The sequence below is a fragment of the Micromonospora sp. NPDC047620 genome (assembly GCF_043205005.1).
Taxonomy (GTDB): Bacteria; Actinomycetota; Actinomycetes; order Mycobacteriales; family Micromonosporaceae; genus Micromonospora.
Genome location: NZ_JBIDDG010000020.1, coordinates 21,624 through 44,919, shown reverse-complemented (window position 1 = coordinate 44,919; position 23,296 = coordinate 21,624). Strand labels below are relative to the sequence as shown.

General features: G+C 70.4%; 17 protein-coding genes. 13 read left to right on the top strand and 4 right to left on the bottom strand.

The window, feature by feature from the left end:
- Window positions 1-101 precede the first annotated feature (101 nt).
- From ACGF5C_RS23260 to ACGF5C_RS23245, 4 genes are all read left to right on the top strand, one after another.
- Entirely contained in the window at window positions 102-1,748 is a 1,647-nt protein-coding gene (locus ACGF5C_RS23260) for a DUF423 domain-containing protein (RefSeq protein ID WP_393304742.1), read from the top strand.
- Between the two features lie 475 nt (window positions 1,749-2,223).
- Complete coding sequence (locus ACGF5C_RS23255) at window positions 2,224-4,338, top strand: protein kinase (protein ID WP_393304740.1); 2,115 nt, start codon at window positions 2,224-2,226, stop codon at window positions 4,336-4,338.
- A gap of 61 nt (window positions 4,339-4,399) precedes the next feature.
- Window positions 4,400-4,876 carry a hypothetical protein gene (locus tag ACGF5C_RS23250; RefSeq protein ID WP_393304738.1) on the top strand — a complete coding sequence of 159 codons (477 nt, stop codon included), beginning with the start codon at window positions 4,400-4,402 and terminating at the stop codon, window positions 4,874-4,876.
- A 45-nt stretch (window positions 4,877-4,921) separates the two neighbouring features.
- Window positions 4,922-6,613 carry a serine/threonine protein kinase gene (locus ACGF5C_RS23245; RefSeq protein WP_393304736.1) on the top strand — a complete coding sequence of 564 codons (1,692 nt, stop codon included), beginning with the start codon at window positions 4,922-4,924 and terminating at the stop codon, window positions 6,611-6,613.
- 268 nt (window positions 6,614-6,881) lie between these two features.
- Here ACGF5C_RS23245 and ACGF5C_RS23240 read toward each other — a convergent pair whose 3' ends face one another.
- Window positions 6,882-8,111 carry a low temperature requirement protein A gene (locus ACGF5C_RS23240; protein ID WP_393304734.1) on the bottom strand — a complete coding sequence of 410 codons (1,230 nt, stop codon included), beginning with the start codon at window positions 8,109-8,111 and terminating at the stop codon, window positions 6,882-6,884.
- A 334-nt stretch (window positions 8,112-8,445) separates the two neighbouring features.
- On the opposite strand from ACGF5C_RS23240, the gene ACGF5C_RS23235 reads away from it, so the two are divergent.
- A complete protein-coding gene (locus tag ACGF5C_RS23235; protein ID WP_393304732.1) occupies window positions 8,446-8,940 on the top strand; it encodes a hypothetical protein in 495 nt (164 codons plus the stop codon).
- Window positions 8,941-9,222: 282 nt separating this feature from the next.
- Here the strand turns inward: ACGF5C_RS23235 and ACGF5C_RS23230 are convergent, their stop codons facing one another.
- The 3 genes from ACGF5C_RS23230 to ACGF5C_RS23220 all read right to left on the bottom strand — a co-directional run bounded on the left by ACGF5C_RS23230 (window position 9,223) and on the right by ACGF5C_RS23220 (window position 11,173).
- A complete protein-coding gene (locus ACGF5C_RS23230) occupies window positions 9,223-9,627 on the bottom strand; it encodes a hypothetical protein (protein WP_393304730.1) in 405 nt (134 codons plus the stop codon).
- A 440-nt stretch (window positions 9,628-10,067) separates the two neighbouring features.
- Window positions 10,068-10,508 carry a hypothetical protein gene (locus ACGF5C_RS23225; RefSeq protein ID WP_393304728.1) on the bottom strand — a complete coding sequence of 147 codons (441 nt, stop codon included), beginning with the start codon at window positions 10,506-10,508 and terminating at the stop codon, window positions 10,068-10,070.
- 152 nt (window positions 10,509-10,660) lie between these two features.
- Window positions 10,661-11,173 (bottom strand): DinB family protein, encoded by a 513-nt coding sequence (locus ACGF5C_RS23220; protein WP_393304726.1) that lies wholly within the window; start codon window positions 11,171-11,173, stop codon window positions 10,661-10,663.
- 475 nt (window positions 11,174-11,648) lie between these two features.
- Here ACGF5C_RS23220 and ACGF5C_RS23215 point away from each other — a divergent pair, with 475 nt between their 5' ends.
- The 8 genes from ACGF5C_RS23215 to ACGF5C_RS23180 all read left to right on the top strand — a co-directional run bounded on the left by ACGF5C_RS23215 (window position 11,649) and on the right by ACGF5C_RS23180 (window position 23,257).
- Window positions 11,649-15,947, top strand: a complete 4,299-nt coding sequence (locus ACGF5C_RS23215) for an amino acid adenylation domain-containing protein (RefSeq protein ID WP_393304860.1) — start codon at window positions 11,649-11,651, stop codon at window positions 15,945-15,947.
- Window positions 15,948-16,098: 151 nt separating this feature from the next.
- Window positions 16,099-16,782, top strand: a complete 684-nt coding sequence (locus ACGF5C_RS23210; protein ID WP_357702258.1) for a class I SAM-dependent methyltransferase — start codon at window positions 16,099-16,101, stop codon at window positions 16,780-16,782.
- Window positions 16,779-18,227 carry a class I adenylate-forming enzyme family protein gene (locus ACGF5C_RS23205; RefSeq protein ID WP_393304724.1) on the top strand — a complete coding sequence of 483 codons (1,449 nt, stop codon included), beginning with the start codon at window positions 16,779-16,781 and terminating at the stop codon, window positions 18,225-18,227. The genes ACGF5C_RS23210 and ACGF5C_RS23205 overlap by 4 nt, the downstream gene beginning before the upstream one ends.
- On the top strand, window positions 18,224-19,027 hold the full coding sequence (locus ACGF5C_RS23200; protein WP_393304722.1) for an alpha/beta fold hydrolase: 804 nt from the start codon (window positions 18,224-18,226) through the stop codon (window positions 19,025-19,027). Before ACGF5C_RS23205 ends, ACGF5C_RS23200 begins: the two co-directional genes overlap by 4 nt.
- A complete protein-coding gene (locus ACGF5C_RS23195) occupies window positions 19,024-20,022 on the top strand; it encodes a RimK family alpha-L-glutamate ligase (RefSeq protein WP_393304720.1) in 999 nt (332 codons plus the stop codon). Before ACGF5C_RS23200 ends, ACGF5C_RS23195 begins: the two co-directional genes overlap by 4 nt.
- Complete coding sequence (locus tag ACGF5C_RS23190) at window positions 20,019-21,179, top strand: AMP-binding protein (protein ID WP_393304718.1); 1,161 nt, start codon at window positions 20,019-20,021, stop codon at window positions 21,177-21,179. The genes ACGF5C_RS23195 and ACGF5C_RS23190 overlap by 4 nt, the downstream gene beginning before the upstream one ends.
- Entirely contained in the window at window positions 21,180-22,640 is a 1,461-nt protein-coding gene (locus tag ACGF5C_RS23185; protein WP_393304717.1) for an MFS transporter, read from the top strand.
- A complete protein-coding gene (locus ACGF5C_RS23180; RefSeq protein WP_393304715.1) occupies window positions 22,637-23,257 on the top strand; it encodes a disulfide bond formation protein DsbA in 621 nt (206 codons plus the stop codon). Before ACGF5C_RS23185 ends, ACGF5C_RS23180 begins: the two co-directional genes overlap by 4 nt.
- The last annotated feature ends 39 nt before the right edge of the window (window positions 23,258-23,296 follow it).

Genomic DNA, 23,296 nt, shown 5'->3' with positions numbered 1-23,296 from the left:
CGGCCCTAGCCTAGCCTCGGCCCTTTTCGGCACCAGCACCGTCGCGGGCTGAGGCCGGGCTATGGGCCGCCAGCCGTCGTCCGGATGCCATGATCGCGGGCATGACCGCCACGGTACGCCAGGAGCCACGCGACCGCGCCCGGCCACGTACGCTCCGGCTGCCGGTGCTGCTCGCACTGCTCGTCGGGCTGGCCGGGGTCGGGTACCGGCTGGCGCTGCTGCTCGCCGACGCCCCGCCCACCAACAGCGACGAGGCGACCATGGGGCTGGCCGCCCTGCACATCGCCCGTGGGGAGGAATTCCCAATCTGGTTCTACGGGCAGGCCTACATGGGCACGCTCGAGGCGTACCTGGCCGCGCCGCTGGTCGCGCTCGCCGGGCCATCGGTGCTCGCGCTGCGGCTGCCCACCCTCGCGCTGTACGCGTTGTTCCTCGCCCTGTCCTGGCGGCTCACCCGTCGGCTCGGCGGCGACCCCTGGTTCGCCCTGCTGGTCATCGGCTTCCTCGCGCTCGGCTCCGACCGGGTGGTCAAGAACCAGCTCATCGCCGGGGGCGGCTACCCCGAGATGAACCCGGCCGGGGTGGCCCTCGCCCTGCTCACCGTTGCACTGTGCGCCAACCGAGCGGGCGGGCGGCTGCTCCGCTGGGCGGCCTGGGCACTGGTGTCCGGGCTGATGCTCTGGGTCGACCCGCTGCTGCTGCCGTACATCCTCGGGACCGGCACGGTGCTGGTGGTGTGGCGGCGGCGGGAACTGGCCGGTCGGGCGGGGCTGGTCGTGGCGGGCGCGCTGCTGCTGGGCGCGGCGCCGATGCTGGTGGACAGCCTCCGGCACGGCCGCAACCCGCTCACCGCGGTCCTGGCCGCCAGCGGCGGGGACGCGACGGCAAGCTGGGGCGAGCGGCTCTACGGCGGCCTGGTGCTCGGGCCGCCGCTCGGGATGGGCTTTTGCTCGCCGAGCCACTGCGCCACCTGGCAGCTCTGGTGGGCGCTCGCATTCCCGGTCCTGCTGCTCCTCGCCATCCTGTCCGCTTGGCGCACTCTCCGCACGGCGCGGAGGTCGACAGCAGATTTCGAAGCCCTGCCAGTCGCGAGGAACGGTGACGGTCCACGCCCCGGCGGGGCCGCAGGGGGAGACGACCAGCGGGTGTCGGCGGCGGTACGGCTGGCGCTGCTGGCCGGGGCCGCAGCGGTGTTCGCGGCGTACGTGGTGAGCAGCGCGGCCGGGCGGACCCCTGTGGAGAGCTCCCGCTACCTCTCCTGCCTGGCGGTCGCGGCCCCCGCTCTGCTCTGGCCGCTGTGGCGCGCGGCCCGTCGACGTTCTGGTGTCCTCCGCGTGGTGGCGCCTGCCGTACTGGCGGCCATCCTCGGCACGGCCGCGGTGGCGACTGTCGAGGCGATCCGTACCGTGCCGGCCACTTCCGCCGAGGCCGAGCGGCATCGCACGCTCGTCGACGCCCTCGCTGAGTTGGGCGTACGGCATGTGCGCGGTGGCTACTGGACCTGCAACCGGCTTACCTTTGCCACCGGTGAGAACGTGGTCTGCGCGGTGGTCGACGACGAGCTGCGCCCCGGCTTCGACCGGTTGCCCGCATACCGTCAGACGGTGGCGGCCGATCCCGACGCAGCCTGGGTCGCGCCGGTCGGCTCGCCGTTGGCCGCCCGGCTCGACCAGCGGCTCGGCCCCGAACCAGGCGCGTTCGAGGTGGTCACCGTCGCCAGTTGGCGGGTGTACCTGCTCCGCCCCTGACGCCACGCACGGGGCAGTGCACTCCTTCGTGGAGCACCGCGTGGGAGTCCACCATGCCGAGGGTGGTCTCCTCACAGCCGTTGCCCGGACGACGCGCAGGGTGCCGGCGGCCGATCGGACTCGGCCATCACGACCACCAGGGCGCAGCCGGCCACCGTCGGAGCCAGCATGAGCGCGACAGCGGTGTCAGCAGCCACCTGGCCAGATCACTAATCCGGTCGAGCCGGCCGGTGCGGGGCACCTCGGCGGTGTCGGCTTCCGGCATGACGGGAGCGGTGCGGCGTCGACTCGTCCTTCGCGGCCCCTGACGTTCGGGCTCGCGCTCAACTTTGCCAGCGCATGCCTCCGCTATGCGGGCGAAAGGAAACGTCTCCGGCGCCAGTCGACGACCGACGAGGATCTGGCCAGGTACCAAGGGAAGTACCTTGCGGATAGGCTGGACCGGCTTCTCGACAACCGGCCGGATCAGAGGGCGGTGCCTGTGTGGGATTTGACGCCTACCGATCCTCGTCTGGTCGGGCCCTACCGGACACGTGCGGTGCTGGGCGAGGGCGATATGGGTCGCGTCCTCCTGGCCGTCGCACCAGACGGTGAACTCGCCGCGGTCAAACTGGTCCACGGCGCCTTCGCCGCCAACGACCAATCCTTCCGGCAACGTCTGCATCGCGAAGCCCTCGCCGCCCGACGAGTCGAAAGCCCCCACACAGCCCGCGTCATAAACAGCGACGCCAACGCCGGCGTGCCATGGCTGGCCTACGCATTCCACCACGGCCCCACCCTGCACCAAGCCCTCCACGCAGCCGGGCCATTCACCGAGGAAACCGTGCTGCACCTGGCCGCCGGCCTCGCCACCGCACTACGCGACATCCACGCCCAAAACTTCATCCACCGCGACCTGTCAGCCTCGAACATCCTGCTGACCGCCAACAAACCAGTCGTCATCGACTTCGGAATAGCCCGCCCCACCATCCACCCCGACGACACCCCACACGCCACAAAAATCATCACGATAACCCAAACCGGCATCGTGATCGGAAACCCCGCATTCATGTCGCCAGAACAGGCGATGGGAAACTCCCAACTAACCCCCGCCAGCGACATCTTCGCACTGGGCACCGTACTCGCCATGGCAGCCACCGGCCAAAACCCATTCCAGGGCGCCACCAGCGAACAAACCCGCCTCAACATCATCACCAAAGAACCCGACCTGACCCGAGTCCCACCACGACTACGCCACATCATCGAACCCTGCTTCGCCCGCAACCCCACCCACCGCCCCACCGCCACCAACATCCTCACAACAATCGGGCCACCCCCACCAACCCCACAACCCTGGCCCGAACCAATCAACCAACTCATCAACACCCAGAAAGCCGAAATCCACAAACACACCAGCATCGACCCCACCACCATCCTGCCCGGCCCCCAAGAACTCGACCCCACAAAAATCTTCGCGCGGTGGCGAGGATCGGCTGCGGTTGAGCGCCATGCGCCAGTAGGGGTGCAATTCGTCACCGAGCCGGCGGTCGATGGTGGGTCGGTCGGCAGCTCACGGTTGAGCAGACGCCTTCGCCTGCTCGCCCTGGCCGTTGCAGCCGTCGCCCTTCTGATCATCGCGATCCCCTGGGCGATCCCCGCCAATGAGGTTAGCCACGAGAGTCCACCGGACACCGCGGATGCCTTCCCGGTCAGGATCGAGCACGCCTTCGGTGAAACGGTCATCGGGACACGACCGAAGCGGGTGGCGACCTGGGGCTGGGGCGCCGCCGAAGCGGCAATCGCGTTGGGCACCTTTCCGGTCGGCATCACAGGGGAAGGGGCGCTCAACTCCGACCAGGAGCTACAGCCCTGGGTCGCCGATGCCTACCGGGCAGGAGGCACCGAAGCGCCGGTCGTCTTCGACAGGGGCGTCGGGCCGAGGAGCGTGCCGTACGAACAGATCCGCTCGACCAGCCCCGATCTGATCCTGGCTCCGTACTCGAGTCTGGACAAGGAGCAGTACGACAAGCTCAGCGCAATCGCCCCTGTCGTGGCTCGGCCCAAAGGCCAGTCAGCCGAGCCGTGGGAGGGCGTTGTCTCGGTCACCGCGACCGCACTGGGCATCGAGCGGGAGGGAGCGGATCTCCTCGCCGGGTCCGACGCTTATCTCGCCGGGCTGGGTGAGCGCCACGGCCTCACCGGGCTGACGTTCGCCGCGATCGCCAACAACCCTTCCAAGCGTGAGGTCATCGTCTTTCTCGGTGCCGCCCCGAGCGTCCGGGTTATCGAGGGGCTGGGCATGAGACTCGCCGGCTCGGTCAGAGAACTGAACACCTCCGGGGAAGAGATCACGTACCGCCTCGGCTACGAGGATCTGGACCGACTCGATTGCGACATCCTTCTGCTGTACTCCACCACTCGGGAGATGGCCAACCTGGACCGGGCCAACAAGGACCTGAAGACTCTGCCGGCCTTCGCGGCGGGCCGGGTTGCCCAGACCGCCGACACTGCAATGTGGAACGCTGTCGTGTCACCGACCGTGCTGTCGATCCGCTGGCCCAACGGACTGCCGGCCCTGACTGAGGCGTTGGCGGAGGCGGCGGCGAACTGAGCCCCCCGCCCACAGCTCTCCCATGCACCACCCCATCCGATCGACAGGGAGGACACCCACAATGTTGCGACCCGCTTCCGCGTTCACCTCAGCCCTGCTCGCGTTGACCCTGGTGACAGGATGCTCTGAGCCGTCAGAGGCCGGTCGGGACCAGGCTGGCCCGTCGGCGACCTCCGCGGCACCCAGCGCCGGGGGTGGCCTGAAAGGCCAGGACAAGATTTCCGACAGTTGGCCGCGCGAGATCCCACTGCCCGCGAAGTACGAGGTCCAGTCGGCTTCATCGCCGGACGGTAAATACCACTTTCTGAACGTGTTCGGAGTTTCTGAGGAGCACGTGCAGGCCACGCTCGCCCAATTCCCGTCCAACGGCTTCAAGCAGGTGAGCGAGACGAAGATCGGAAAAGGCGGAAACTACAAGTTCGCGAACGACAAGTGGGACGTCGGCCTCATCATCGGCCTCTCCGACGAGAACGGGAATCCCACCAACGAGGACACCGGGAGGTTCTTCCTGGGATACAACGTCGGCCCGGTGAGCTGATTCGCCTCTTCACGATCGCGACCGGACCACCACTCGGAGCCGCCTGTGTGGGATTTGACGCCTACCGATCCTCGTCTGGTCGGGCCCTACCGGACACGTGCGGTGCTGGGCGAGGGCGGTATGGGTCGCGTCCTCCTGGCCGTCGCACCAGACGGTGAACTCGCCGCGGTCAAACTGGTCCACGGCGCCTTCGCCGCCAACGACCAATCCTTCCGGCAACGTCTGCATCGCGAAGCCCTCGCCGCCCGACGAGTCGAAAGCCCCCACACAGCCCGCGTCATAAACAGCGACGCCAACGCCGGCGTGCCATGGCTGGCCTACGCATTCCACCACGGCCCCACCCTGCACCAAGCCCTCCACGCAGCCGGGCCATTCACCGAGGAAACCGTGCTGCACCTGGCCGCCGGCCTCGCCACCGCACTACGCGACATCCACGCCCAAAACTTCATCCACCGCGACCTGTCAGCCTCGAACATCCTGCTGACCGCCAACAAACCAGTCGTCATCGACTTCGGAATAGCCCGCCCCACCATCCACCCCGACGACACCCCACACGCCACAAAAATCATCACGATAACCCAAACCGGCATCGTGATCGGAAACCCCGCATTCATGTCGCCAGAACAGGCGATGGGAAACTCCCAACTAACCCCCGCCAGCGACATCTTCGCACTGGGCACCGTACTCGCCATGGCAGCCACCGGCCAAAACCCATTCCAGGGCGCCACCAGCGAACAAACCCGCCTCAACATCATCACCAAAGAACCCGACCTGACCCGAGTCCCACCACGACTACGCCACATCATCGAACCCTGCTTCGCCCGCAACCCCACCCACCCCCCCACCGCCACCAACATCCTCACAACAATCGGGCCACCCCCACCAACCCCACAACCCTGGCCCGAACCAATCAACCAACTCATCAACACCCAGAAAGCCGAAATCCACAAACACACCAGCATCGACCCCACCACCATCCTGCCCGGCCCCCAAGAACTCGACCCCACAAAAATCTTCGGGTCCGGCCCGGTGCACGGCACGGAGTTCGGTACCCGCACAGTGCCCGGTGCCGGATCGGGACCCGATGGCGGCTCGAGGTCTGGTATCGGCTCATCGACGGATTGGTTTCGACACCGGCTGGTCGCGGCGGTCGTAGCCGCGGTGGTCGTGGTCGCAGGCGTGATGTGGGCCGCGACCCTGTTCGAGCGGAACGGTGCAGGCGACACGCCCGAGGCGGGGGCGTCGCAGAAACCCTCATCGGAACCCGGCCACGTGTTCGCAGACGCCGTGCAGGGAGACTGTTTCCGTAACGCCGGAGACATGCGGAACCCGGATTTCCGGGCCGCGGACTGCGGCGGCGACGTGTTCGAGGCCGTTCGCCTCTTCAAGAACACCACCGACCAGAGTGTGTGCGGATACGTGGACCGAATCGAGTGGCGCTACTCCGCCCAGAACCCCGACGTGGCCGTCTGCCTCGTGTACCGGCACAGTGGTGGAACCGCCTACAACGCGGATCAAGGTGACTGTGTCCGCGGCGAATCCGACGACACCATCTGGTCCCTGGAGGAGTGCCGGAACGGCAACTTCGCCGTCATCGCTCGGTTCGAAGGGGAGAGCTCAACCCGGAACTGCGAGGAGGTCCCCGGGTACCAACGGGATCGCTACTTCACCGTGGCGGGCATGCCCGACCTGAACGTACGCCTGTGCCTGAAGCTGAATGGTTCAGGCGGCGGCTGATCCCCCAGGGCCCAGGCAAGTCGTCCCCGCACGCGCGGGGGTCTTCCTGAGGAACGAGCGCATCCGGCGGGCCAACGCCACCGCGGGCATCACGCAGGGTGGGCAAGAGCGGTACCGGTTCGGTGGAGCATTCGACGGCTCAGCTCCAGCAGGCCGTCTGTGGCGGGCGGCCGCTTGCGAGGCGGTCGTGTCGTTGCCTGTTGGCGGCACCCTGACCCCACCAAGGACCACCGCTTGGCCCGTGTGGCAGCTCGAGCTGCTTCGCCGTTCAGCCGGCTGGGTTGGGGTGTTCGGGGGGTCGCTGTCTGGCGTGGCGTTTGTCGAGGGCGGCGACGAGTAGGAGGACGAGGGCGGCGAGGCTGGCGGCTGTCAGTGGTGAGGTGTGGGACAGCAGTGGGGTGGGGATCAGCAGCAGGGTGATTCCGATGATCCGGCGGCGGGACACGCGGGTGAAGACGAGGTATTCCAGGCGGCTTCGGCCGGTCAGGAAGATGACCGGCCCGCCCGTGATCATCGCCAGCCAGGGTGGGTAGGTGTGGTGGGTGTGCTGGTGCTGCACCAGGTCAAAGCCGATCGCGGTGGCCACAATCCCGAGCACCATCAGGGCGTGGGAGAAGCCGACATGTCGCCCCCAACTGGCAGGATCGCGGCACTTGTCGAGGGCCTCGCCGAGCAGTGCTCCGGCGCGGAAGAAGTAGATGCGCCACAGCAGCACCGTCGTGGCGTACGCCACCAGCAGCCCGAGCGTCTCGTGGCGGGTGCGTTGCCCGGAGGTGTAGACGATCCCGACGGCGAGGATGCTCTCCCCGAGCGCGATGAGCAGGAACTGGGGATACCGGTCCGCGAGATGACGACCGCCGGCCTGCCACACGGTGGACCGCCCGTGTCCCAGGCCGGGCACCGGCCACCCGATCCGGGCGGCACCCAGGTCGAGCACCACCGCCGCCGTCCACAGCGCGACCCGAGTCCCGTCCTCGGTGAGCGCGCCGGCGATCCAGCCCGCGGCGGCGATGCAGAACCAGACCAGAATTCGCGAGTACAGGCGGCGCAGGGTGTGCGAGCCGAGACCGAGGGCTATGACAGCCACCCGGGTGACCTGCACCGCCACGAACGGCAGCGCGAAGGACAACCCAGCGGGTCCGAACGCCTGCGGAATCGCCGTGCCCATGATCAGCAGCCCGAGGGCGCTGCCCAGCACCACCAACTGCGTGCCCGCGCGTCTCGGTTCGAAACGGCTGGTGATGTAGGCCGTCATGGTCCACAACCACAACAGGGGCGCGAACAGCAGCAGCGTACGGCCGATACTCGCCCACCGCTCGGTGATGCTGTCACTGCTGAACCCAGGCACCGCCTGCTCGACCAGCCGGGTCAACGCGAAGACCATGACGAGGTCGAAGAACAACTCGACGAACGTGGCCTGCTGCCCGCTGCCCTCCTCCCGCAGCATCCCGGCCGCCCGACCACCGCGGCGTCCCCGCCAGCCCTCCCGTCCCCACACACGAACATCACACCTCAAATGCGGGAGCAGGAACCTAAGGTTCCCCGGCCCGGAGCGAGAACTGCCCGGCCAGCCCAAGCGCCGCGGGTCCGGACTCCGTCATCTCGTCGCGGAGGCCGGGCAGGCCACGGAGCCATGAGCGTACGTCCGCGCACCACACGTTGATGAGTTGCTCTCGAAGACTGTCTGCGTGCCCACGGTGCTGGGCGCGCGGTGGGACTGGACAGGCCGGCAGCCGGCTGTCCGCACGGCCGTCGTTGATCCCCTTCATGGGGGAGTCGCTTGGCTCCTCGTCGGGAGGTCTCGGATCCGGGGCTGCGCTGGAATCATCGGCATGATCTCGACGAAGTCCCCGAAGGCCATTTGGCTAGGGATCGCTGCGCTGACTCCCTACGTCCTGATGAAGACCTACTGGGCGTTCGGCGGGAACGCCGGCCGACCGGCAGGTGATCTCGCCGCCTCACTGCGCGACAACGGCGCGCCCGAGGCGCTGGTGTGGATGGAGCAGCACGGGATCGACTTCACCGTGCTGGGCGCCCTCGTCGGAGTACTGCTGCTGACGGCGCTGACCCGGCCCTGGGGCGAGCGGCTGCCACGCTGGACGCTGCTCGTCCTGGGCTGGGCGGGCGCTGCGGCCCTCACCCCCTACGGCTTCGCCACCGTGATCGCCTCGGCCGTCGGCTTCACGGTTGGCGACGCCGAAGGCTGGTCCTCCTGGGTCGGCTACGTGGGCGGGCTCGCCTTCGCCGGCCTGGGCCTCGCATTCGCCCTCGGCACCCGCTCCTACCAGCGCCGCACTCGCACCCCGGTCGTCCTCGGCCACTCCTGAGCATCTCCGCTGATACCGCAGACAGAACGCTTCCAGGTCAGGGTCGGTGCGTCGGTGGCGAGGACCTAGTGCGGGAGCTGCCGGTCTCCTCGCCACGGAAGAAGTAGATGCGCACAGCAGCACCGTCGTGGCGAACGCGACCAGCAGCCCGAGCGTCTCGTGGCGGGTGCGTGGCCCGGAGGTGTAGACGGTCGCGACGGCGAGGATGCTCCCTCCGAGCGCGATGAGCAGGAACCGGGGAGGGAAGGAGCGACCGCATGTCGCGGCCGCGCCCCTACCGAATCAGTCCCGCGTCTCGTCGACGTCACAGACCTTCCAGTCGCCGTCCTCTTTGAGGAGGGTCATGGTGATGTTGCCGGTCCTGACCTTGCCGCCGTCGGTTCCGGTGAACTCCGCGGTCACGGTCGCCGAGTTCTCGCGCTCCTTGCTGGACGTGATTTCCCAATCCAGCAGGCCTTCGTCGTCATCCCACTCGTTATCTTCATCGATCCTCTTCTGCTCGCTGGCGCAGATCACCGCCCGCAGGTCATCGAGGCTTCTGTCCTGGATGGCGGAGAGGTACTTCTCCGCCACATCCTCGGCGTCGTCCTTGAACGCGACCCGGTAACCGAAAATGCCAAAGCCGCAGCAGAGCAGGAGCAGCAACGCACCCGCCCCGGCGATCAGCCCATTCCTTGTGTTCTTCAAGATGATTATCGATCCATTGAGAGGTACGGCATCGCCGGGAGCAGCCCGGCGACGTCAGGTTAGTAAGTAGGTCGGGCGACGCCAGGTCTAATGAGCTGTCCGGCTGCGGCCATGACCGCATTCGGACAGGCCGGGGCCAGCGCTCGTGGCGACCACGCGTCCCATCCTCTGCTCGGCACACTTCTCACGGTCGCTGCTTGCTAGCGGGGTGTGACGGCAATGCGTTGGTGGAAAGTCGCTCGCGGCGCGATGGTTGAAGCCGTGAGCCTGCTGCTGCCGGGTACGGCGGTGGTGGTGACATCGACAGGCCGGACCGCCGCATGTGGCGGCGGTCGAGTTGCCGTCTCCTCAATCACACCCTGACCCGCTAAGCGGTATATGCACAGGTAGTGAACCCGCCGAGTTGCCTCGTGGCAGCCGGCGGGTTCGCCATTGGCGGCTCAGGCGTGGAACGGCTCGGTGCTCGGTGCCGGCTGGGGTGTGTCGTCGAGCCAGCCGAGACGTACCGCCTGGACGCCGAGTTCGAAGCGGCTGGTCGCGCCGATCCGGTCGGCCAGGTCGGCGATCATCCGCCGGACGGTGCGGGCGGAGACGCTGAACTGCCGGGCGATGGCCATCACCACGTACCGGTCATCGACGACGAACGTCCAGACCGGCAGGGTCGGGGTGGTTCGGACCTCCACGCCGTTGTCATGAACCCGCCGGGCGCCGGCGGCCAGCCGCGGGTCGTTGACGATGCTGTCCAGCAGGATCAGCTGTACCCGGATCCCACGCGCGGCGGCGAACTCCGCCAGCCGGTACGCCGGGTCGTAGTCGGTGCTGGTCGACAGGATCCCGCAGCCGTTCGCAGCGAAGTCGAACCCGTAGGACCAGTCGTACACGTCCTCGTCCGCGGGAGGCGTCCATGCCGGGCTGTCTGGGCAGCGGGCCACCGACCTGCTGCGTGAGCGCGGATCCAACCGGATTGAGGTGAGCGGCAAGCGGGGATGGCGGCTGCTGCTGTGGCTGCCGTACCAGCCAGCCGGGGGTCTGACTACTCGCCGGCCTGCCCGTCGATGCTTTCGCGCAGCAGGTCCAGGTGGCCGCAGTGACGCGCGGTCTCCTGGATCATGTGCGCGAGCGCGTACCGCAGCGTGAAGGAAGCATCGGCGGCCTGGGCGCGGTCGTCGAGGGCCGCGCCCGCTACGACTGCGGAGGACCGCGCGCACTCAGTTAGGTACGCCTCGACGATCTCAGCCAGCGAGTCCTCGGGGGCGAGAGCGAACGCACCGGGCTCGTCGTCGGTCCACGGCGGGGGCAGCTCGTGACCGGCGAAGTCGATGCTGAACCAGTACCGTTCCACCCCGGTCAGGTGCTTGACCAGCCCAGCGGGGGTGAGTCCGGACGCGAGCACCGGCCGACCGAACGCCTGCTCGTCGGTGAGCCCGGCGACCTTGTTCACGACCGAGGCACGCAGGAAGTCAAGCAGGCCGGACAGGATCTCGCGTTCGCCTCCGTCCGCTGGAGGGCGGATGCGGACCACAGGTGCGACGGATACGCCAGTCATCGGGTCACCATAGTGTCGGACACCGACACTTTCGGTCGGGACATCCAGGCCCTTCGACAGTCGCCGCCGCAGCCCCGCCGTCTCCAGGGTTGCCGACCGATCGCCGCAAGCCGCCAAATCCTGCTTATCCGTCGATGCGGCACGATACCTCTCCCTGCCGGCACTCATCGGGCTGCCGCGGCGGTTCGGTCGCGCATTATGCGCCACCCGGGATTCCTTCGCCACCCCGTCCCGCCAGCGCCGCTGCCGGGTAGGTGACATTCCCGCGCCATCGTCAGGCGTCAGTGACGGAGTGATTACCTGTAGATCGGGTGCCGGCCTGCGAATTCGCATATCAATCGCGTCCTTCCTGACGCTCGGTGACGCCGACAATCGTGCTGTGATCCAGATCACTGATCATCCTGGGTGTTCGGGTCGACTTGGCCAACTACAGTCGGGAATCGCAAATCCGGTTTCTGATGAGCTGTTGTCCGGCATGGCGTCGGACGGAAATCATTGGGGGGATTGCCGAATGCCTGTGTTCCCACGGGGGGAAGCGGCTTTTTTGTCAAGTATTCGGAACGGGCAGTCAAATCCACCATCGCTCGATGAACAATCAAGAGCGGTAATCAAGGCGTGCATCGCCGAACTCGTCGCGCTGCTCGGCGAGGACGGGTCCACGGGCGGGTCCGCCCCGGGCGGCGTGCTCACCGGCGGCCAGACCCACCTGCCGCTTACCGACCTCCAGCAGGCGTATCTCATCGGTGAGCAGGGAGTCGCGGGCCATGCCTCGCCGGCTCTCTACATCCAGGAGTACGCGTTCCCCGCCGCCGCGCCGCCCGACCCGGAGCGTTTCGCCGATGCTCTCGCCCGGCTGCGACAGGTGCGTCCCGTGCTCCGTACGCGCGTGATGCCAGAGGCCACGCAGCATTTTGCCCCAACAGTGGGCGGCCGGCCGGAATTGCTCGTGGACGTGCGGGATCTGTCGGCCTGCCGCATCGACGAGGTGTCCGGAAAACTGGAGCGAATGCGCCGCGAAATAGTGGTGGACATTCCGCCGCACGATGCGGGTCGACCCTTCCTTTTCCGATTCGTCCGACTGCCCGACGGCGGGACCCATCTGCAGGTCGCGCTACGACTGACGGTGTTCGACGGCGCCACGATCCAGTTGTTCTTCGCCGAGCTGGCCCGTTGTTACGCCGATCCCTCCCATCGGCCCGCGCCCGAGGCGGAGAGTTTCGCGGATTACCTCGTCGAGCAGGAACGCCGCAGGTCGCTGCCGGCCCGCCGGACGGCCGAGCGGTACTGGCGGTCCCGCCTGGACAGCCTGCCGCCCGCCCCCGATCTGCCGCGTGCCCTGGACACGCAGGCCGCCGAGCCCGACCGGGACGTGCCGCTGCACCGCGTGGCGCATCAGCTCGACGTGGACGACTGGAAGCGGTTCCGACACCACGCCGCCGAGCAGGGGGTGTCGGCCGGCCTGGCGCTCTTCGCCCTCTACGTCGAGTGTCTACTGCGCTGGTCCGGTGGTCAGCCCGGCACGGTGTCGGTGCTGTCCTCGGACCGGGTGACCGGCGCGCCGGGCCGGGAACGGATGTGGGGCAACGCCGCGAGCACGCTTCTGGTGACGTACGACGACGTGCCCGGCTCCTTCGTCGAGCGGTGCCAGGCGCTGCAGAAGCAGTTGTACGACGACCTCGACGCGGGCGAGTTCTCCGGGGTCGCGGTCGGCCGGGAGCTCAACCGGCGTGACGGCAGCGTCGGCAACCCCGTGCCCGTGGTGTTCAGCAGCGGCCTCGACTTGGTGCCCGGCATCTCCGACGGCTTCCGGCTCGCGCTGCCGGCCGCCACGCTGGCGCACAGCGCCATCGCCACTCCCGAGGTCCTCCTCGACCACCAGGTCTTCGAGTTCGACGGCGCGCTGGTGTGCAACTTCGACAACGACCGGTCGTCGTACCCGCCGGGCCTCGTCGACGACCTCGCCGAATACCACCGGCACCGGTTGCGGCAGCTCGCCGCGAACGCTGACGCGTGGACCGGGACGGGCCGGCAGCCGCTGCCCGACCGGCAGCTCGCCGACCGCCGGCGGGCGAACCGCACCGAGGCGCCCGGCCTGGCGGGCGAGTTGCACGAGGCGGCCCTGGACCAGATGCGCTGCCGGCCGTACGCCGTCGCGGTCGTCGACGCCGAGCGGAGCCTGACCTATGGCGAGCTCGACCGCCTGTCGGCGGCGCTGGCGGTCCGGCTGCGGGACGCGGGCGTCGGCGCGGATCCGGGGCGTACCGACCTGGTCGCCGTGCGGGTGCCCAAGTCGTGGCAGCAGCCGGTCGCCGTGCTCGGCGTCCTGCGGGCGGGCGGCGCGTACCTGCCGGTCGGTCCGACCTGGCCCGAGGCGCGGGTCAGCGAGGTGCTGCGGCAGAGCGGCGCGACCGCGGTCGTCGCCGTCGACGCCGCGCCGCTCGACGGGCTGCCCGACCTGCCCGTCGTCGCGGTGCCGACGGACGGCGGCCCCGGCCCCGGCGGCCCCGGCCCCGACGGCCTGGGCGGCGACCTGCGGCGTACCGCCTACGTCATCTACACCTCCGGCTCCACCGGCGCCCCGAAGGGCGTGGTGATCTCCCACGGGGCGGCGACCAACACCCTGCGGGACCTGACGCGGCGGCTGGCCCTGACGTCGGCCGACCGGGTGCTCGCGGTGTCCTCGCTCGCGTTCGACCTGTCGGTCTTCGACATCTTCGCCGTCCTGGGCGCCGGTGGCACGGTGGTCGTGCCCGCCCACAGCGACGTGCCCGACCCGGAGCAGTGGGGGGAGCTGTGCCGACAGCACGGCATCACGCTCTGGAACTCGGTGCCCGCCCTGTTCTCCGTCACGCTGGAATACCTGGCCGGCCGGGCGCCGGAGATGCTCCGCGCGCTGCGGCTCGTCATGCTCAGCGGCGACTGGGTGCCGCTGCCGCTGCTCGACCGGATCGCGGAGGCGTGCCCCACGGCGCGGGTGATGGCCGCCGGCGGGGCGACCGAGGCGTCCATCTGGTCCAACTACTTCTGGACGGAGGACCTGACGCCGGGCTGGTCGAGCGTCCCGTACGGCCATCCGCTGGCCAACCAGACCATGCACGTCCTCGACCGGCAGCTCGCCGACGCGCCGGCGTGGGTGCCCGGCGACCTCTACATCGGCGGGGTCGGGGTGGCCGACGGCTACCGGAACGCACCCGACCTGACCCGGGCGTCCTTCTCCGCCGACCCGGTGACCGGCGAGCGGCGGTACCGCACCGGGGACCGGGCGCGGTACTGGCCCGGCGGCATCCTGGAGTTCCTGGGCCGCCAGGACGACCAGGTGAAGGTGGGCGGGCACCGCATCGAGCTCGGCGAGATCGAGATCCGGCTGTCCGACCATCCCGACGTGCGCAAGGCGGTCGCGGTGGTGGCCACTGGGCGGGGGGAGTCGTACCTGGCGGCGTTCGTCATCCCGGCACCGGGTTGCGCCGCTCCGGACCCGGCCGCGCTGCGGTCGCACCTCGCCGCCGAACTGCCGTCGTACATGGTGCCCGCCGTCGTCACCGTGGTCGACACGGTGCCGCTGACGGCGAACGGCAAGGTCGACCGCAAGGCACTGGTCGCGCGGCTGGCCGCCGGTCCCGTCGTACGCGGAACGGACCAGGCGGTCGTCGCGCCGCGCACGGCGGACGAGTCCCGGCTGCTCAGCCTGTGGCAGGAACTGCTCGGCCCGGACGTACGCGGGGTCACGGACGACTTCTTCGCCCTCGGCGGCAACTCCCTGCTCGCGGTCCGGTTGTTCCACCGGATCAGGGAGAACTTCGGCCGGACCCTGCCCCTGGCGTCGCTGATGCGCAGCCGCACGGTCGCCGACCAGGCGGGCCTGCTGCGGGCCGAGCAGCACCCGCACGGCGGTACGCCGCTGGTGCGCATCAAGGACGGCGACCACGCCCGCATCCTGGTGCTGGTCCACCCGGTGGGCGGCGACGTGCTCTGCTACGAGCCGCTGGTCGAGGCGCTCGACCGGCACGCGATCATGGCCGGGGCCACCGTGTACGGGCTGCGGGCGGCCGGCCTGCAACCCGGCGAGGAGCCGCCGGCCGACATGACGGAGCTGGCCGGCCGGTACGGCGACGCCCTCTGCGACGTGCTGCCGGAGGGCGCGACCGTGCACCTCGTCGGCTGGTCGATGGGCGGCACCGTGTCGGCGCGCGTCGCCGGGCTGGTGGCGGAGCAGGGGCGGCGGGTCAGCTCGGTGACCGCGATCGACTCGTTCACGGGCCGGCCGGAGGCCGCGGCCGTGAGCCTCCGACAGCGGCTCGCCGGCTTCTTCACCGACCTGGCGCAGGGCGAGGACATCGGCCGCCACCTGCCCGCGGAGGTGCCCGCCGGCGAGCTGCCGGCGGCCCTGTGCGCCGTGCAGGACGCGCTGGCCCGGGCGGGTCTGCTCGCCGCGCCGCTCGACGCCGACGACCTGGGGCGGCTGTTCGGCGTCTACCGCCGCAACTCGGAGATCCTGGAGGGGCACCGGCCGGGCGCGCCGCACGAGCGGCTCCTGCTGCTGCGGGCGCGGGAGACCCGGCGTGACGCCTTCCCCGGCCTGGTACCGCTCGACGAGATCCTGCCCGGCGCCGCCGACCCGCACCTGGTCGACGGGACCCACTACTCGGTCATGCGCCCCGGTCGGGTCGCCGAGGTCGCCGCCCTCGTCGCGGCGCACATCGCCGCGGCGGAGGAGCCCCGGCCCGACGAACCTGACGCCGAGCCGTACTACCTGCGCGGAAAGCTCTGGTGCTGACCCGGCCCGTCACGGCCCTCCGACGACAGCCCGACGGCGTGCCTCACCGGAACACCGACGAGGCAGGCGCGGCACCCGGACGCAGGGCGGCCGGACACCACCTGGCCGACCTTGACCAACTGTTCAGCTCACGAAGCGAAGGGACCACGCGATGACCAGGACCGACAGCAAACCCGAGATCTGGAACTCCGGCACGTTCGACGTGATGCGGCGCAAGCTCATCCCCTCCTTCGACCTCATCTACGCCAGCGCGGTGCACGCGGTCGTCGAGACCGTCCCGGAGACGGCCCGCGTCCTCGACCTCGGCGCCGGCACCGGGCTGCTGGGCGGCGCCGTCCTGGAGCAGCTCCCGCAGGCCGAGTTGACCCTGGTCGACCACTCGGACGCGATGCTCGCCAAGGCGCGGGAGCGGTTCGCCGGCAACCCCCGCGTCACGGTGCTGGTGTGCGACATGAAGGACCCGCTGCCGGCCGGCCCCTTCGACGCGGTCGTGTCCGGCCTGGCGATCCACCACCTCACCCACGAGGACAAGCAGGACCTCTTCCAGCGGATCCGCGAGGTGCTCACCCCGCAGGGCGTGTTCGTCAACGTCGAGCAGTTGGCCGGTCCCAACCCGCAGGTCGAGGCGATGTACGACTTCCAGCACGAGGCGCACGTGCAGCGCGCGGAGTGCCCGCCGGACGAGTGGGCCGCCGGCCGCGAGCGGATGAAGCTCGACATCTGCGCCACGCTGGAGGATCAGCTGGAGTGGCTGCGCAAGGCCGGGTTCGGGCAGGTCGACTGCCTGGCCAAGGACTGGCGCTTCGGCACCTACGCGGCGTGGGTGGCGGCATGACCGCGGTGCTCTTCCAGGCGGTGGCCGACGTCGCGGCGCGCCGCCCGGACCACGTGGCCGTCGTCGACGTCGACGGCAGCCAGATCCGCTACCGGGAGCTGGTCGCGCTCGGCGAGCGTCTCGCCGCCGGGCTGTACGCCAGGGGGGTCCAGGCCGGCGACACGGTCGCCTTCGCCCTGCCCAACAGCGTCCGCTACGTCGCGCTGATCATGGCCGTCGCCCGGGTCGGCGCCCGGTACGTGCCGCTGATGCGCAACTTCACCGCCGCCGACACGGAACGGGCCGTCGGGCAGGCGCGGCCGGTGCTCCTGGTCGCCGGACGGGAGCACCACGCCGCCCCGGGGACGGTGCCGGTCGTGTCGTTGGACGACCTCGACGTCGACGCGCCGCCCGCGCCCGACGAGCCGTACGCCGGCCTGTTCCGCCAACTGTGGACCTCCGGCTCCACCGGCTTTCCGAAGATGATGGTGTGGCGGCAGGACAAGTTCGTCGCCGAGCGCCGGCGCTGGCTCGCCGACACCGGCATCGTGGCCGACGACGTCTTCTACTGCCGGCACCCGTTGGACGTCGCGCACGCCACCGACCTGCACGTCTTTGCCGCCCTGCTCAGCGGCGCCCGGCTGGTGCTGGCCGACCCGGACGACTCGCCGCAGGCGTACCTCGACCGGTTGCAGCGGGAGCGGGCGACGGTGATGAGCGCGCTGCCCGCGCACTACGAGATGCTCGTGCGGGCCGGCGCCGACGCACAGGTGGACCTGTCGAGGTTGCGTCGTCCCCTCTGCGGCGGCGCCTACCTCAGCCCGGACGTGGTGCGCGCCGCCGCGGACACGCTGGGCGTCCACATCCGGCAGATCTACGGCTCGACCGAGTTCGGCCTCGCCTTGGGCAACATGGCCGACGAGTTGCAGACGAGCGGGGCCATGCCGCCCGTACGCGGCGTCGGAGCCCGGCTCGCGCCGCTGGTGGACGGGCACGCCGGCATCGGCGAGCTGGTGCTGCGCTCCGACTGCACCAGCGAGGGCTACCTCTTCGCCGACGAGGCGAACGCGCGCACGTTCCGGGACGGGGAGTTCTGGACGGGCGACGTGGCGCAGGAGATCGGCGACGGCGCGTTCCGGATCATCGGCCGGGTCTCGGAGGTGCTGTCCACGCCGGGCGGACCGGTGCTGGCTCCCGTGCTGGACGCCGAGTGTCGCGCGGCCAGTCCCGGCACGCAGGTGGTGAGCCTGCCGCTCGATCCGGGTGAGCTGACCGACCGGGTGCTCGTCGCGGTCCGCCCCGGCCACGGCGTCGACGCCGAGGACGCCGTCCGGCAGGTCACCGCCGTCCTGGCCGGGCACCGGCTGGCGGCGACGGTGCGCGTCGTGGACGAGATCCCGCACACGCCGGTCGGCAAGATCGACAAGCCGGCCCTGCGCCGCCAGTTCGCCCTGGTGAGCCGATGATGCGCGCCGAGATCCACGGCACCGGGCCGGCCCTCGTCCTCGTCCCGGGCCTCGCCGCCAGCCGACACTTCTTCGACACCACCGTGGCGGACCTCGGCCGCGACCACCGGGTGGTGACCGTCGACCTGCCGGGGCACGGCGACGCGCCCGCCCCGGCGCAGCCGCCCACCCTGTCCGACTGCGCCGCCGCGCTGCACGAGGTCGTCGAGGGCCTCGGCTCCGACGACGTGACGCTGCTGGGCTGGTCACTGGGCGCGACCGTCGCCTGGACCTACCTGGAGACGTTCGGCACCCGGCGGGTCCGCCGGTTGATCAGCGTGGAGCAGACGCCGTGGCTGCTCGCCGACGACGGCTGGCCGTACGCGGCGTTCGGCTCCCTCGACCGGGCCGGGGCCACGGCGCTGCTCGACGACGTGCGCGGCGACTGCGGGGCGTTCGCCGAGAACCTGGTCCGCGGTTCCTTCGCCGTCGACGGTCCCGCCCCGGACGCGGCGCTCGTCGCGGACCTCGTCCGGCAGGCCCGTGGCGCCGACGCCGGCGCGGTCGCCGGCCTGCTGTCCGACGTGCTCGCCCAGGACTGGCGGGACCGGGTGGCCGCCCTGCGGCTGCCCACCCTGCTCGTCCACGGCCGCCGCAGCGCGGTCTACCCGCCCGAGGTCGGCAACTGGCTGGCCAAGGCCATGCCGGACGCCCGCGTGGAGTTCCTCGACCACTCCGGTCACCTGTGTTTCCTCGAGGAGCCCGAGGCGTTCGGCGCCGCTGTCCGCGGTTTCCTGACCAGTGAGGAGAAGCAATCATGACGTCCGCCCCCACCCAGCTGGCCCGCCGGCTCTGCTGGATCTACCCCGACCGCGGCACCGTGCGCCAGCGGGCGGCGGAGGCAGCCGCCATCTGGACGACCTACACGGAGATCGCCAAGGACTGCGGCCTCGCCATGTCCCTGCACAAGGCGGAGGCGCTGGCGGTCGAGGCCGTCGGCGACGAGCCCCGGGTGTTCCTCGACGGCGAGCGGATCACCCCGGAGGACACCATCCTGGTCACCTCGCTGTGGTCGCTGCCGCACCAGGTGCAGGAGGTCTGCAACCAGCTGTTCGCGTACTCGATCGTCGAGCAGGCGGGCTTCTACCTGCCCATCCATCCGCGCATGTCGTACATCACGACGGACAAGATGGCCACGATGCTGTACCTGCGGGACTGCCCCGTCCCGCGGGTGCCCACCGTGCGCATCGGCACCGGCCGCGACTCGATCAGCCGGCACTACGAGCCGGTGCTGGAGAAGCTCGACTTCCCCATGCTGGTCAAGCCCGCGTACTGGGGCATGGGCCAGGGCGTCTGCCTCGCCAACAACGAGCACGAGCTGCGCGGGCTGATCGGCCTCGCCGGCGGCGCCGACACGGCCGTGGTCGTCCAGCCCTATCTCGGCACCGGCGTCAACGACTTCCGGGTGTACGTCATCGACGGCAAGGCACACACCGTGCTGCGCCGGATCCCGCAGGGCGAGTCGCTGACCGCGAACCTGGTCAACGGGGGACGGCTGGAGTACCCGCCGCTGCCGGAGGAACTGGAGAGCTCGATCGACTACATCGCCGAGAAGCTCCAGATGCCGTACTTCGCGGCTGACTTCCTCTGGGACGGCAACCAGTTCTGGCTGTCCGAGGTGGAACCGGACGGCGCGGTCGGGTACGCCACCACCGAGGAGATCGCCAAGATCCAGCGACCGGTGATCGAGTCGCGGTTCCGCGCGTACATCGCGGCGCACGCCGCGTGGATCGCCCGCGAGGGAGGCGCGGCATGACCGCGACGATCGGGAACCTGCCCTGGGCGGACGTGCTGGCCCAGGCGCGCGGCCTGGACGGGCGCGGCGGTGCGCCGGTGCCGCCGGACGCCGCCGCCCTGTCCGACCTGGCGGTGAGCGGCCCGGCGGAGATCGTGGCGGTCACCCGGGAGCTGGCCCGGGAGACGGGCAGCGCGCTGATGTCCAGCGGCGGCACCACCGGCAAGCCGAAGCTCACCTACGTGCCGTACCACCAGGCCGTCGACCGGGTGCTGCGGGAGTGGCGGCCGCTGCGGCCGGAGAACGTGCTGCTCAACCTCTTCAACCCGGGCCGGCTGTGGGCGTCGCACTACTACATCCACGCCCTCGCCGAGCGGTCGCGCTGCACGGTGCTGCCGTCCGGGGCCTACCCGCCCGAGGACGTGGGCAACTGGGTCCCGATGTTCCGGGAGATCGGCCTCGACGCGCTCACCGGCACCCCGAGCGCGCTCGCCGACTTCGCCGAGGGCCTGATCGCGGCGAACGAGACGCTGCCGATCCGCACCATCATCTGGCTGGCCGAGCCGTGGACCGACGCCAAACACCGGGTCGTCCAGAAGGCGTTCCCGGAGGCGGAGTACTGGGCCAACTACGGCTCGGTGGAGACGTACATCATCGCCACCAACACCCCCGCGTGCGACCTGCAGACGCTGCACGTCATGCCCGACCAGATGCTCGAGCTGGAGGAGGAGGGCGCGCTGCTGACCCGGCGTGGCACGGGCTGGACGATGCCGGCGGTGCGTTACCGTCTCGGTGACCGGCTGGCGTCCGCCGAGTGCCGATGCGGCCGCCCCGACGGCCTGCGGGTCCTGGGACGGGCGGACGACGCGGTGAGCCTGCGCAGTGCCCTGTTCAGCGTCGGTGAGGTGGTTTCGTCCGCGCGCACCCTGCCCGGCGTCGAGGAGGCCCAGCTCGTCCTGACCCGCGACACCGAGTCGCCGAGGGCCGCCACCGCGCTGACGCTGGAGTATTCCGGGGGCGCAGACGCCGAGGACGTCCTGGCTCACCTGACCGCCCAGTTCTACCACCTGGCAGCGGTGCACCGGCAGGTTCCGGGGGCGATCACCGCCCGCCGCGTCGACAAGGTGAGTCGCGTCGAGCGCACCAACAAGGTGCCGCCCGCAATCTGGAGGCAGTGAGTGACGTCCGAAGCCCTGCAGCAGGAGGCCGCCGCCCGTGGGGGATGGCGGGAGAATCCGTGGGTCAGTCTCGTGGTGCTGGCCCTCGGGTTCTTCCTGACGATGCTCGACGTGTCCATCGTCAACATCGCCATCCCCGACATCCGCGCGGATTTTCGCGCCTCGCTGCCGACGGTGTTGTGGTCGGTCAACGCGTACGTGCTGGTGGTGGCCGTACTGCTGATCACGGCCGGTCGGCTCGGTGACCTCTACGGTCCGCGCCGGCTGTTCGTCGTGGGCATCACCGTCTTCACGGTGTTCAGCCTGCTCTGCGGGCTGGCCCAGAGCCCGGGCCAGCTGATCGCGGCCCGGGCCGTGCAGGGCCTCGGCGCGGCGCTCCTGCTGCCGCAGACGATGGCCATGATCGTGAGCCTGTTCCCACCCACCCGGCGGGGCCTGGCCATGGGCATCTGGGGTGCGGTCGGCGGCGTGGCGGCTGTCGCGGGCCCGTCCGTCGGTGGCCTGCTGGTCACCACGCTCGACTGGCGGTGGATCTTCCTGGTCAACGTGCCGATCGGGGTCGCGGCGGTGGTCCTGGCCCTCGTCGCCGTGCCGGACCTGCGCTTCGACCGTCGGCACCGGCTCGACGTCGGCGGCATCGTGCTGGCCTCCGCCGCCCTGTTCTGCCTGGCCTTCCCGCTCATGGAGGGGGAGCGGTTCGACTGGGCGCCGTGGACGCTGGTCATGATCGCGGCGGCGGTCGCCCTCGGGCTGGCGTTCGTCTGGCACGAGCGCGGTCGCCAGGACCGCGAACCCCTGGTGCCGTTCGTGCTCCTCGGCATCCGCTCGTACTCCACGATGGTCGTCGTGGCCGCGGCGGTCTCCTTCGGGATCATCGGCTTCATGCTGCTGATGACCCTGTTCTTCCAGTCGGTGCTGGGCTTCTCCGCCCTGGCCGCGGGCCTGGCGCTGGCGCCCCCGGCGCTGATCTCCACCCTGCTCGCGCCGTTCGCCGGGAAGATCACCGACCGGCTCGACGGCCGGGTGGTCCTGCTCGGCGGGTTGCTGTTCACCGTCGCCGGCATGGGCTGGGCCGCCGCGGTGATGCGGCTCGACGCGGCCTGGCTGACCTTCCTCGGTCCGATGGTGGTGATCGGACTGGGCAACGGGCTGCTGATCGCGCCGATGGCCGCGGTGGCGATGCGCGAGGTGCAGCCGGCCCTGGCCGGCGCCGCGTCGGGCCTGTTGAACACGGTCCGCCAGCTCGGGCCGGTCGCGGCGGTCACGCTGGTGGGCCTGCTGCTGGCGCAGCGGTCGTCGGCGTGGGCGGACGGCGCCGCGCCGGTGGACCGGTACGCGGAGGCGCTGCGGCTGGGGATGGTGCTGCCGGTGGCGGCAATCCTCGTCGGCGTCCTCGCCTGCCTGCCCGGCGCGCTGCGCACGATCCGGGGGACCGGCCCCGCAGGAGGAGGATCGGCATGAAGGTGGGCTTCTGGTTCGACCCGCTCTGCCCCTGGGCGTGGATCTCGTCGCAGTGGCTGGTGCAGGTGCAGCAGGTCCGTGGGATCGAGCCGTACTGGGACCTGATGAGCCAGGCGATCCTCTACGAGAACCAGGACCTGACGCCGGAGCAGCGGGACACGGTCCGGGAGATGATCAAGCCGCTCCGGGTGTTGGCCGCCGCCGAGCAGCGCTACGACGGCGAGGCCGTGCCGCTGCTGTACGCGGCGCTGGGCGTGCGGTTCCACGACCGGGGCCTGCGCCACCGCCTGGACGTGCTGCCGGAGACGGTGGGCGACGCGCTGCGGGCCGCCGGCCTCGACCCCGCGCTGGCGGCGGCGATGGAGAGCACCGAGTTCGACGGGCGGATCCGCCGGTCGCACGAGGAGGCGGTCAGCCGGGTGGGACCCGACGCGGGGACCCCGGTCGTCGAGGTGGACGGGCCGGCCGGCCGGGTCGCGTTCTTCGGTCCGGTGGTGTCGCCCGCCCCGCGCGGCGAGGCCGCCGGCCGCCTCTGGGACGGGCTGGTCCTGATCGCCGGTACGCCCGGCTTCTCCGAGCTGAAGCGCTCCCGCACCCAGGGGCCGATCTTCGACTGACTCCTTTTCGCTGATCCGAAGACCTTTTCGCTAGGACGG